Here is a 12322-nt window from a genome sequence, read left to right on the forward strand (position 1 = left end):
AAATGCTACGCATTTCGTCGGTGTGGCGTATCCGCCAAATAAAATTTCAAAAACAGTCTTAAAAATGCAAGCATTTTACACCTGTTTTATGAAATTTTGCTTGGCTCTGAACAGTTACAGATTATTTAATCTTTCTTCCACAGCACTGTTTGTACTTCTTTCCACTTCCGCATGGGCATGGATCGTTTGGATAAATCTTCTTCTCCTCGCGTTTTTTCGGTGCACGGACTGCGCTGTCATCTTTGTTTGTTCCGGTTACTTTTGCAACCTCTTCTCTCTCCACTTTCTGCTCAACCTTAATGTGGAATAATGTACGGATCGTGTTTTCAGCGATTGCATTTGTCATTTCACCGAACATCTCATATCCTGTCATCTTGTACTCTACCAGTGGATCTCTCTGTCCATAAGCCTGAAGACCGATTCCCTGACGCAGCTGATCCATATCATCGATATGATCCATCCATCTTGCATCAATCACTTTCAGAAGTACAACACGCTCAACTTCACGAAGCTGCTCTGCCTCCGGGAACTCTGCTTCTTTGTTCTCATAAGCCTTCACTCCACGTTCTTTCAGAAGATGCTTTAACTCCTTCTGACTCATACTCTGGCATTCCTTCTCAGATGGGAGCTGAAGCTGCGGAATCACATTGTGAAGATTTACATCCAATCCCTTGATATCCCACTCTTCCGGATCTGCCTCTGTAGAAGCAAAACGATCTGTCATATTTTCCACATATTCTGTAATCATGCTGTAGATTGTATCACGCATGCTTTCTCCGTCAAGAACACGGCGTCTCTCTTCGTAAATAATCTCTCTCTGCTCGTTCATTACCTGATCGTACTCCAACAGATTCTTACGAATACCAAAGTTATTGCTCTCAATCTTCTTCTGTGCTTTCTCAATTGCACTTGAAAGCATCTTATGTTCAATCTGCTCACCGTCTTCTACACCAAGTGTATTGAAAATTCCCATCAGTCTTTCTGAACCGAACAATCGCATCAGATCATCTTCCAGAGAAATGTAGAATCTGGACTCTCCTGGATCTCCCTGACGTCCGGAACGTCCACGCAGCTGATTGTCAATACGACGGGATTCATGTCTCTCTGTACCGATAATTTTCAGACCACCTGCCGCACGCGCATCATCATCCAGTTTGATATCAGTACCACGACCAGCCATATTGGTTGCGATTGTTACAGCTCCATGAAGTCCGGCATCGGCTACGATTGCAGCCTCCTGCTCATGATACTTTGCATTCAATACATTGTGCTTGATTCCCTCTTTCTTCAGCATCTTGCTGAGAAGTTCGGATACTTCAATCGTAATTGTACCTACCAGCACCGGCTGTCCTGTTGCATGCGCTTCTTTCACAGCTTCTACAACTGCTTCGTATTTTTCTTTCTTTGTCTTATAAACAGCATCCTCAAGATCCACTCTCTGTACCGGCTTGTTTGTCGGAATTTCAACAACGTCCATTCCATAAATATCACGGAACTCTTTTTCCTCTGTGATCGCAGTACCTGTCATACCACTCTTCTTGTCATACTTATTAAACAGGTTCTGGAATGTGATTGTTGCCAGAGTCTTACTCTCTCTTCTTACCTTCACATGTTCCTTCGCCTCAATTGCCTGATGCAGACCATCAGAGTAACGACGTCCCGGCATGATACGTCCTGTAAACTCATCGACGATCATAACTTCACCATCCGGAGTTACAACATAATCCTGATCACGGAACATCAGATTGTGTGCTCTGAGCGCAAGGATAATATTATGCTGGATTTCCAGATTCTCCGGATCAGCAAGGTTTTCGATGTGGAAGAACTTCTCTACTTTCTTCACACCATCTTCTGTCAGGTTAACTGTCTTCTCTTTCTCATCAACAATGAAATCACCAGTCTCTTCGATTTCTTCTCCCATGATGGCATTCATCTTGGAAAACTCACCGCTTGCCTCACCGCGTTCCAGCTGTTTTGCAAGAACATCACAGGCTTCATACAGAGCTGTAGACTTTCCACTCTGTCCGGAAATGATCAAAGGTGTTCTGGCCTCATCAATCAAAACGGAATCGACCTCATCGATAACTGCATAATGCAATCCTCTCTGAACCAGCTGTTCTTTATAGATAACCATGTTATCTCTCAGATAATCAAATCCAAGTTCATTATTCGTTACATAAGTAATATCGCAATTATAAGCCTCTCGTCTCTCGTCATTGTTCATCTCATTGAGAACAACACCGACTTTGAGTCCTAAAAACTCATGTACTTTTCCCATCCACTCAGCATCACGTTTCGCCAGATAGTCATTAACTGTGACAATGTGAACGCCTTTTCCATCCAGGGCATTCAGGTATGCAGGGAGTGTAGACACAAGAGTCTTACCTTCACCTGTTCTCATCTCTGCGATACGTCCCTGATGCAGGATGATACCACCAATCAACTGTACTCTATAATGGCGCATTCCAAGACTTCTGTAAGCACCTTCTCTTACTACAGCATATGCTTCCGGAAGGATATCATCCAGAGTCTCTCCCTCTTTCAGTCGTTCTTTAAATTCTTTTGTCTTTCCTCGAAGTTCTTCGTCTGAAAGCGCCTCCATCTCCGGTCCCAGTGCCTCGATGCGATCTACGATCGGATAAATTCGTTTCAGCTCGTTCTCACTGTGAGTTCCGAAAATCTTTTCTATAATATTCATATTTCCGCAATTACTCCTTCTCTGAATTTTGATTTTGGTCTGAAATTCCACTCTGTTCTACATTCTATCACTATCCGCCTGCGAATTCAACAACTTCATAGAGTGTTAACATTCTGCGGATTTACAAACTTCTGCATATGGGATTTTCCCTCCAAACAGATCAAGAGCACTTCCAATTGTAAAATCGACCTTTCCGCCACTCTCTTTTCGGAATCTTTCCAAATCTTCCAGTGATCCGATTCCACCGGCATATGTGATTGGGATTCCTTCCCAGCTTCCAAGCATTCTTACTAATTCCGTTTCCATTCCGGCGCCTTTCCCCTCCACATCTACGCCATGGATCAAAAATTCATCGCAGTATTCTGAAAGCTGATCTAACACTTCGTGAGACAGCGCAAGTTCTGTGAATTTCTGCCAGCGATCAGTAACCACGTAAAATTTACCGTCTTTTCTTCTGCAGCTAAGATCTAAAACCACATGTTCTTTGCCAACTGCATTTACTAATTTCTGCAGTCTCTCTTCATGAAAAATCCCGTCTTGAAACACATATGAAGTCACGATCACATGACTTGCTCCGGCGTTCAGGTACTCTTTTACATTTTCAGCTGTAATCCCTCCACCGATCTGCATTCCACCCGGGTATGCCGCCAGAGCTCCCATCGCCTGCTTTTTCGTCGCCTCGTAGTATTCTGATCCAACTGGATTTAAAAGAATTATATGGCCGCTTTTCAGGTGATCTTTCTGATACTGTCTTGCATACCATGCTGCATCCAGTTCTGACGTAAAGTTTGTGCTGGCCTGATTTCCTTCATCTTTCAGACTGCCTCCGACAATCTGTTTCACTTTTCCATTATGTATATCAATACATGGTCTGAATCTCATCCTGTCTCTCCTTCTTTTAGAAAAATGCCGCAGTTCCGTTTCCGGCCTACGGCATATTGATCACTCGTTATTCTGCATCTTGTTCTGCACGCCATTCTCCTGCGTCAGATCATCGGCTGCATCATCGACACCATTTGTGATATCGTCTGTAACATCATCCACGCCATCCGTTACATCGTCAACCGCGTCATCTAGGATACTATCTCCATTCTGGTCTCCCGCATTATTTCCGGTATTATTACCATTTTCTCCACTTCCATCATGGTTTTCACCGGATGTCGCATCATTGAGATTGTCATTCGCTGTTCCTGTGTTGTTTCCACAACCAGCGAGACTGCAAAGCATCAGTACGCACATCACACAGACAAGCAATTTTCTTATTCTCCTCATTTTTTGTCTTCCTTTCAAATAAATATTGTGTCTTTACTATCTGCAATTTTTCAATATTTATTCAAAAGAAATTTTTTACAGTTTTGTCGCTTTGCTGCGAAGTTTCTCCATCGCTCTGGCTTCAATCTGACGTACGCGTTCTCTTGTCACATTCAGTTCATCACCGATTTCTTCCAACGTATGTGTTTTTCCATCTTCCAGACCAAATCTCAAGCGGATCACCTGACGTTCTCTGTCATTAAGAGACTCTAACAATTCCTGTACTTCTTCTTTTTGCACAAGCTGATTCATAGCATCTTCCGGCGTCGTTGCATCCTTATCTTCAACCATGTCACCAAGATTATTCTCCCCATCTTCTCCTACCGGAGTTTCCAGTGAAACCGGATTCTGAAGATATGACAAAATCTCTTTTACAAATTCCGGTGATTTATCCTTCATCTCTGCTGCTATCTCTTCCGGTGTAGCCTCTCTTCCAAATTTCTGCTGAAGATCTTTTGAAATTTTCTGTACTTTCTTCATATTCTCTGCAACATGAACCGGTACACGGATTTCTCGTGACTGCTGATCGATTGCCCGCTGCATTGCTTCTTTGATCCACCAGGATGCATATGTGGAAAATCGATTTTCCTTTGTATAATCATATTTCTCTGCCGCATGCATGAGACCAATATTTCCCTCCTGGATCAGATCCATGAGTGTAATCCCTCTTCCAGTATAATGTTTTGCGAGAGATACCACCAGGCGTAGATTCCCCTCTTCCAGCTTTCTCCTTGCATCCTCATCTCCTGAAGCACTTTTACACCCAAGGTCTCTTTCCTCTTCTTCTGACAGCAAAGGGATCTGTCCAATCTCATTCAGATAGATTTTCAGCGGTTCTGTTACTTCTGTTCCTTCCGGAAGATTTAAGTCTTTTTCCATTCTAGTAATCCTTTCTATCTTCAGTCCTAAATATGTTTTTCTACGTCTCTATAATCAGCATAAACAATTATTTACAGTTTTTCTATAATCTGACCATTTCTGTACGACGACAGCAACCATTCAAGATCTTTAATCTGTTCTTTTAATTTCCTTCCAGCGTCGGTGTCACCAACAAGACGTCTCTCGTTCACTCTGGTCACTACTACCGTCTCTGAATGAATGTCATTTTCCTTCTTAATTGCTGCTTCTGTAGACTCAAATGGTTCATGTGCTACCAGAAGTAATCCATACGAATTATAAACCAGCGTGTATCCTGCAATTCCGGTTTCTTTCTGATATGCTCTTGAAAATCCCCCATCAATAACCATTACTTTACCATTACACTTGATCGGACTCTCGCCATCTTTTCTCTTAACCGGCACATGACCATTTACAATGTGTGTATCCTCTTTTGGATCCAATCCAAATTCTATCATGATATTATCCACAACTGTCTCATTTTCAAGCAGAGCATAGTATGGATTTTTCTTTTCTATATGTGTTTCCTTCTCTGCAAGGAAATATCTTTCAAAGGTCGCCATCTTGTTCTTTCCAAATAACGGTGAGTCCGGATGTAACCAGATATACCACATTGTATCTTTTCCATCTTCCCGCTCCTTTGGATCCAATGCAAAAAATCCTTTTCTCACATAACTTTCCAACACATCATACAAGGCCTTTCCACGATATTTCTTTCCGAAAATTTCTACTTCTTTCAGGTTCCCCTTCGCATCTAACGGTACACATCCATGATACAACAGATTATTGTTATATACCTTATACAAACCACCTTTCGCAAGAAGGAAACGCATATGTTCCTGCAATTTTTCACATCCCACAAAAGCATGCACCAGACGATCCATAATTTCTTCCTCTTCAGAAGTCAGTTTATATGGGTTCTTTGGATCTATTGTCGGGAAATTTGTATCCAGGAGCTTATATTCTTTTCCTTCCAGATTAATCGTACCTTTCTGATAATCAATCTTATGCAGTAACGCACGATTCTCCAGATGGAATCCTTTCTGCCTCTCTATAATCTGACCTTCTACTTTAAACTGAATAATTGAAATCGCTTTATGTATTCTCAGATTCATCTGCATCTCATCAGATTCCGGTCTGTCAGTACCTTTCAATTTAAAACATGTACATGGATCATCCTTGTACATCCTCATAGCAAATGTAGCCAGTGGAAGCAAGTTAATACCATAACCATCTTCTATAATATCCAGGTTTCCATATCTGGCGCAGATACGGATCACATTTGCAATGCAGCCCAACTGTCCGGCCGCTGCCCCCATCCATACAACATCATGGTTTCCCCACTGGATATCAACAGAATGATATTTCAGCAGCTTATCCATAATAAGATGCGGTCCCGGTCCTCTGTCATAAATATCACCGACAATATGCAGATGATCCACAACCAGACGCTGGATCAGTTCTGAAATTGCTGCAATAAATTCTTCTGCCCGTCCGATCCTGATGATTGTAGAAATAATTTCATTATAATAGGACTCTTTGTCACTGACTTCCGCTTTCTCGGTAATCAATTCTTCGATCACATAAGAGAAATCCTTCGGCAGTGATTTTCTCACTTTAGATCTTGTATATTTACTTGCTGCACGCTTACTTACTTCTATCAGACGATACAAATTCACTCGATACCAGTCATCCATATTCGACTCCGTCCGCTTCACCTGTTCCATCTTCGCTTTCGGATAGTAAATCAATGTTGCCAGTGCTTTTTTGTCCTTTACACTCATTGTATTACCAAAAACATCTTCAATCTTGCTTCTCACGGCACCAGATCCATTCCTCAGAACATGAGAAAAAGCTTCATCTTCTCCATGTACATCCGTCAGAAAATGCTCTGTCCCCTTCGGAAGGTTCAAAATTGCCTGCAGATTAATAATCTCCGTAGATGCAGCTGCAATTGTCGGATAAAGATCCGACAACCTGTCTAAATAACGGTTTTCCATATTTTTCATACACAATCTCCTCCAGACCCGAAATCTTCCCCTTACCGGGATCTATTTACCGGATCTTGTTCCCGCCGGTTTACCGGCTATTATTCATCCAGTACTAAAACTGAATAACATCCCCCATGTCATACATGCCGGCTGGCTGTCCCGCAAGGAACTTTCCTGCCTCAACTGCACCTTTGGCAAATACGCTTCTTGAATATGCAGTATGTTTAAATTCAATCACTTCATCTGTTCCTGCAAAAATCACCTCATGTTCTCCTACGATTGTTCCTGCACGAACTGCTGAAATACCAATTTCCTTTGCGTCTCGCTTCTTTCTCACCTGACTTCTGTCATATACATACTCGTATTCATTTCCCATTGCTTCATTAATAGAGTCTGCCAATGCAAGTGCCGTTCCGCTTGGTGCATCCAGCTTCTGATTATGGTGTTTCTCAACAAGTTCAATATCATAGCCTGCCGGTGCAAGTACTTTGGCAGCATCTTTCAAAAGTTTCAGTAACAGGTTGATTCCCATTGACATATTCGCAGACTTAAGAACTGCAATCTTCTCAGAACACTCATCTACCTTCTTTAACTGTTCGTCTGAAAGCCCTGTTGTACAAAGAACAACCGGAAGACTCTTCTTCACACAGTAATCTAACAATTCATCCACTGCTCCCGCATTGGAAAAATCAATCACTACATCTACATCCACATCACACTGTGTAATCTCTTCAAATACCGGATAATCATTTGGAATTCCTGTGAACTTGTCGACGCCTGCCGCAATCACTGCATCTTCTTCATTCTTCACAATTTCTGTGATCATGCGTCCCATTTTTCCATTGCATCCGTGCATTAATATCTTAACCATCTGTATCTTCCTCCTGTATGAAACCTCAAGTATTCCATGATTTTTCAGAACTACTGTCTATCAGCATTACCTGTTTTTCTTTCATCACACTCTTATTTTCCGAAATATCATATAAAAAAGAATATCACATTTGAGTTGTTATCTCAATATATGATATCCTTTTCACAAAGTTTTAAATAATGAAACAATCCACCCTTAGAATTCTTCCACACACTCCAGTTTACTGACGGAGACCTCATATGCGATTCTTGTCTCTGTTTGTGTCTCTGACAATTTCTTCACATACTCTCTGCTTTGGATTCTTCCGAATATTCTGACATGTTCCCCTACATCAAAGTTTGAAGCATATCTTGCATTTCTCCCCCAGCAGATACATGGAATATAATCAGATTTACCATACGGTCTGTTCACTGCCAGCAGAATATCTGCAATTTCTCTTCCAAGAGGTGTTTTTCTGTAGACCGGACGCTTACACATATATCCTTCAAGAAGTATATGATTTGTTCTTGCTCCATCCGGTTCTTCCTCGATAAATTCTATTTCTCTCGCAAACACAGAAAGAACCAGTCTGTTTTTTGTCTCCTCATGACGATTATAGGATCTGAACTGACCAGACACCATTAAATATTCTCCACGGCAATCCTGTGTTACGTCAATGAGACGTTCTGATATCATGACCGGAATCCGATCACAAGAGTTACTTAACCGCTTTACAAGAAGTTCTACCATATAGAAACCTTCTCCAAAGACCTCATGGCTGTATGTAAACTCTGATACCACCTCTCCAATAACTGTCACCTGGTTGTTTTCAATAATCTTATCTGACATAATTTATAATTCTCCCTTCCTCTGGCTGGTATTTTAAGTCATTACCTAATGTATGTCTTATTGTAATGAAATAGAACTATTTTTTACAGAAAAAACATTCGACCTTTTTCGTACTTAAAATCGAATTCAAACTTTTTCTTGTAAATTTCATTTTTTGTGATAAAATAATGAAGTTATGTTACAGATAAATATTTTTTTATAATAAGGAAGAGTGTTTAGATTATGAAAACAAAACGTGAAGATGTGAGAAATGTTGCAATTATCGCCCATGTTGACCATGGTAAGACAACTCTGGTTGACGAGCTTTTAAAACAGAGTGGTGTATTCCGTGAGAATCAGGAAGTAGAAGAACGTGTCATGGACTCTAATGATATCGAGCGTGAGCGTGGAATCACAATCCTTTCCAAGAATACCGCTGTTCATTATAATGGTGTTAAGATCAATATCATTGACACACCGGGACATGCTGACTTCGGTGGAGAAGTTGAACGTGTTCTTAAGATGGTGAATGGTGTTGTACTTGTTGTAGATGCATTTGAAGGTGCTATGCCTCAGACAAAGTTCGTTCTGAGAAAAGCTCTCGAGCTGGAACTTCCTGTTATCGTATGTATCAATAAGATTGACCGTCCGGAAGCAAGACCTGATGACGTAATTGATGAAGTGCTTGAACTCTTTATCGACCTCGGTGCTTCTGATGACCAGCTTGAATGTCCTTTTGTATACGCTTCTGCAAAGGCTGGTGTTGCTGTCCTTGATCTCTCTGATGAAAAACAGGATATGAAACCACTGTTCGAGACTATCCTTGACTACATTCCTGCTCCGGAAGGTGATCCGGAAGCTCCGACCCAGATGCTGATCAGCACGATTGACTACAATGAATATGTTGGTCGTATCGGAGTTGGTAAAGTAGAGAACGGTACAATCGCTGTAAACCAGGATATGGTTCTTGTAAACCATCATGACCCGGACAAACAGCAGCGTGTAAAAATTGGTAAGCTCTATGAATTCGACGGACTGAACCGTGTAGAAGTAAAAGAAGCTACAATCGGATCTATTGTTGCAGTATCAGGTATCACAGATATTTCCATCGGAGACACTCTCTGCTCTCCTGAGAATCCGGAAGCCATTCCGTTCCAGAAGATTTCTGAGCCAACGATCTCTATGCAGTTCATCGTAAACGACAGTCCGTTCGCAGGACAGGAAGGTAAATTCGTTACATCCCGCCATCTGCGTGACCGCCTCTTCCGTGAGCTGAACACAGATGTCAGCCTTCGTGTAGAAGAGACAGAAAATGCAGACAGTTTCAAAGTATCCGGCCGTGGTGAGCTTCACCTTTCTGTTCTTATTGAAAACATGCGCCGTGAAGGATACGAGTTTGCAGTAAGTAAAGCTGAAGTTCTGTATCACACAGATGAAAATGGCAAGAAACTTGAGCCTATGGAGCTTGCTTATATTGATGTTCCTGATGAGTTCACAGGAGTTGTTATCGAAAAACTCGGTCAGAGAAAAGGTGAACTCCGCAACATGACTCCGTCAAACGGTGGATATACTCGTCTCGAGTTCCTTATCCCGGCACGTGGACTGATCGGATACCGTGGAGAGTTCATGACAGATACAAAGGGAAATGGTATCATCAACACAAGCTTTGAAGGATATGCACCATACAAAGGAGATATCCAGTATCGTAAGCAGGGATCCCTGATCGCATTTGAGACAGGTGAATCCGTAACTTATGGTCTGTACAGTGCTCAGGAGCGTGGTACTCTCTTCATCGGAGCCGGTGAAAAAGTATATTCCGGTATGGTCATCGGACAGAATGGTAAAGCTGAAGATATCGAGCTGAACGTATGTAAGACAAAACATCTTACTAACACACGTTCTTCCAGTGCAGATGAAGCACTTCGTCTGACACCTCCGCGTGTCCTCAGTCTTGAGCAGGCACTTGACTTTATTGATACCGATGAACTTCTTGAAGTAACACCGGAAAATCTGCGTATCCGCAAGAAGATTCTGGATTCCAGAATGAGAAAACGCAGCACGATCAATAAATAATATTCGTGTTTGAAGCTTATGCTCGCGGATTAAAATAGCATTCATTAATTATCTGATAATTTTAAGATCGTCCTAAAGTTTTGAAAATTTTCATAATTTTAGGACGATTTATTGTATACAGAAAATCTTTTTCATGTTATAATGTAACCATGATACAGAAGTAATCTAATCATTCTTCTGTATAATTTGAACAAAGGAGTTGAGCAGCATGAAATTTATTATCAGCGGAAAAAACATCGAGGTAACACCGGGATTAAAGGATGCTATCGAACAGAAATTAGGAAAACTTGAAAGGTACTTCACTCCTGAAACAGAAATCAATGTAACGCTCAGTGTAGAAAAAGGACGTCAGAAAATTGAGGTAACAATCCCAGTCAAAGGAAATATTATCCGTTCTGAGCAGACAAGCAATGATATGTATGTTTCCATTGATCTTGTAGAAGAGATCATCGAACGCCAGCTTCGCAAATATAAAAACAAACTGGTCGCTCGTAATCAGGGACATCCTACATCATATGCTCCATCAGGGAACAGCTTCAGAAAAGAATTCTTTGATTCAGAAGAAGAGACAACAGAAGACGATGAAGTCCGTATCGTTCGTACAAAGAAGTTTGGTATTAAACCAATGTTTCCAGAAGATGCTTGTGTTCAAATGGAACTTCTCGGACATAACTTCTTCGTATTCTCCAATGCAGAGACAGATGAAGTCAATGTAGTATACAAAAGAAAAGATGGTTCATTTGGTCTGATCGAACCAGAATTCTCATAGAACAGTAACCATATTTATTCAGTATAAGTAGATTTATTGAATATAATATGACACTTACTTAAAGGAAATGAACCGCTGCCAGAATATCAATATCCGGCAGCAGTTCATTTCTATCTCACAGAATAACCTCTTCTATGAGAATCATTCTTCATCAAAAATCTTAATTCCATCTTCTGTCCTTGCAAACCAACAGGTTGTCTCCTCATCCAGAACCACCTGGCCGTTTGTCCCTTCCATCAGTTCAGCTCGCAGGCTGCCCATCTCATCTGTCGGAACAAACACTGTCATTTCAACCTTATCTGTGTAAACAGGTTCTAATTGATCCAGATTTCGATTTGCAATCAGATATTGAATTTTCCCCAAATCCGTATAATTCGTCTCAATCCCAAGTTTCACTCCATGAATCCTTGCGATGCTCTCACTGTTCTTCAATCCTTCGAGCGTTGCTGCTGTATAAGCCCTGACCAGTCCACCTGTTCCAAGAAGTGTACCTCCAAAATATCTTGTGACAATTACAAGTACATTCGTCAGTTCTCTCCCACGGATCACCTCCAAAATAGGCTTTCCTGCTGTCCCTGCCGGTTCTCCATCATCACTCATTCTTTCTGCCGCCGGATTCCTTCCTATAATGTAAGCCCAGCAATGATGTCTCGCATCCCAGTACTGCTTTCTTGTCTGCTCTAAAATCTCCATTGCTTCTTCTTCTGATGTGACCGGATACACCTCTGCAATAAATCTGGATTTCTTTTCAACAATTTCTCCATTTCCGCCCTTATATATTGTATGGTAGATTTCCATTTTTCAGTCTCCCATTCTTTTTTTATTTTTGCTATATTTGAAAATATTTCTTTATCTAATATACCATGCTTTTTCTATCTTTATCTAATATACCATGCTTTTTCTAT

The 12322-nt window shown here is 41.2% G+C and carries 10 protein-coding genes; 2 read left to right on the top strand and 8 right to left on the bottom strand.

The annotated features are described in order from the left end of the window. Positions 1-121 precede the first annotated feature (121 nt). From secA to DXB52_RS13800, 7 genes are all read right to left on the bottom strand, one after another. Entirely contained in the window at positions 122-2698 is a 2577-nt protein-coding gene (gene secA, locus DXB52_RS13770) for a preprotein translocase subunit SecA (RefSeq protein ID WP_015529608.1), read from the bottom strand. Positions 2699-2803: 105 nt separating this feature from the next. After that, the gene (hisA, locus tag DXB52_RS13775) at positions 2804-3580 is read right to left on the bottom strand and encodes a phosphoribosylformimino-5-aminoimidazole carboxamide ribotide isomerase (RefSeq protein ID WP_118107788.1); all 777 of its coding nucleotides are present in this window, start codon (positions 3578-3580) and stop codon (positions 2804-2806) included. A 60-nt stretch (positions 3581-3640) separates the two neighbouring features. Next, positions 3641-3970 (bottom strand): hypothetical protein, encoded by a 330-nt coding sequence (locus tag DXB52_RS13780; protein WP_055172038.1) that lies wholly within the window; start codon positions 3968-3970, stop codon positions 3641-3643. A gap of 75 nt (positions 3971-4045) precedes the next feature. Further along, positions 4046-4888: a sigma-70 family RNA polymerase sigma factor gene (locus DXB52_RS13785; protein ID WP_055172035.1), complete on the bottom strand. Its 843-nt coding sequence runs from the start codon at positions 4886-4888 to the stop codon at positions 4046-4048. Between the two features lie 71 nt (positions 4889-4959). Further along, entirely contained in the window at positions 4960-6915 is a 1956-nt protein-coding gene (locus DXB52_RS13790) for a fructose-1,6-bisphosphatase (protein ID WP_117540645.1), read from the bottom strand. Positions 6916-7009: 94 nt separating this feature from the next. After that, entirely contained in the window at positions 7010-7768 is a 759-nt protein-coding gene (gene dapB, locus DXB52_RS13795; protein WP_015529604.1) for a 4-hydroxy-tetrahydrodipicolinate reductase, read from the bottom strand. A gap of 195 nt (positions 7769-7963) precedes the next feature. Next, entirely contained in the window at positions 7964-8596 is a 633-nt protein-coding gene (locus DXB52_RS13800; RefSeq protein ID WP_015529603.1) for a single-stranded DNA-binding protein, read from the bottom strand. Positions 8597-8818: 222 nt separating this feature from the next. On the opposite strand from DXB52_RS13800, the gene typA reads away from it, so the two are divergent. Both typA and hpf read left to right on the top strand, forming a co-directional pair. Continuing rightward, positions 8819-10648 (top strand): translational GTPase TypA, encoded by a 1830-nt coding sequence (typA, locus tag DXB52_RS13805; RefSeq protein ID WP_117540644.1) that lies wholly within the window; start codon positions 8819-8821, stop codon positions 10646-10648. A gap of 208 nt (positions 10649-10856) precedes the next feature. Continuing rightward, positions 10857-11417: a ribosome hibernation-promoting factor, HPF/YfiA family gene (hpf, locus tag DXB52_RS13810; RefSeq protein ID WP_015529601.1), complete on the top strand. Its 561-nt coding sequence runs from the start codon at positions 10857-10859 to the stop codon at positions 11415-11417. Between the two features lie 141 nt (positions 11418-11558). Here the strand turns inward: hpf and DXB52_RS13815 are convergent, their stop codons facing one another. Next, positions 11559-12215 carry a YigZ family protein gene (locus tag DXB52_RS13815; RefSeq protein ID WP_117579329.1) on the bottom strand — a complete coding sequence of 219 codons (657 nt, stop codon included), beginning with the start codon at positions 12213-12215 and terminating at the stop codon, positions 11559-11561. Between the last annotated feature and the right edge of the window lie 107 nt (positions 12216-12322).

It is taken from the genome of Ruminococcus sp. OM04-4AA, from assembly GCF_003462585.1.
GTDB lineage: Bacteria > Bacillota > Clostridia > Lachnospirales > Lachnospiraceae > Mediterraneibacter > Mediterraneibacter faecis.

Coding starts and splice junctions, on each gene's coding strand:
- secA (WP_015529608.1), bottom strand. CDS start 2,698: ATGAATATTATAGAAAAGATTTTCGGAACTCACAGTGAGAACGAGCTG.
- hisA (WP_118107788.1), bottom strand. CDS start 3,580: ATGAGATTCAGACCATGTATTGATATACATAATGGAAAAGTGAAACAG.
- DXB52_RS13780 (WP_055172038.1), bottom strand. CDS start 3,970: ATGAGGAGAATAAGAAAATTGCTTGTCTGTGTGATGTGCGTACTGATG.
- DXB52_RS13785 (WP_055172035.1), bottom strand. CDS start 4,888: ATGGAAAAAGACTTAAATCTTCCGGAAGGAACAGAAGTAACAGAACCG.
- DXB52_RS13790 (WP_117540645.1), bottom strand. CDS start 6,915: ATGAAAAATATGGAAAACCGTTATTTAGACAGGTTGTCGGATCTTTAT.
- dapB (WP_015529604.1), bottom strand. CDS start 7,768: ATGGTTAAGATATTAATGCACGGATGCAATGGAAAAATGGGACGCATG.
- DXB52_RS13800 (WP_015529603.1), bottom strand. CDS start 8,596: ATGTCAGATAAGATTATTGAAAACAACCAGGTGACAGTTATTGGAGAG.
- typA (WP_117540644.1), top strand. CDS start 8,819: ATGAAAACAAAACGTGAAGATGTGAGAAATGTTGCAATTATCGCCCAT.
- hpf (WP_015529601.1), top strand. CDS start 10,857: ATGAAATTTATTATCAGCGGAAAAAACATCGAGGTAACACCGGGATTA.
- DXB52_RS13815 (WP_117579329.1), bottom strand. CDS start 12,215: ATGGAAATCTACCATACAATATATAAGGGCGGAAATGGAGAAATTGTT.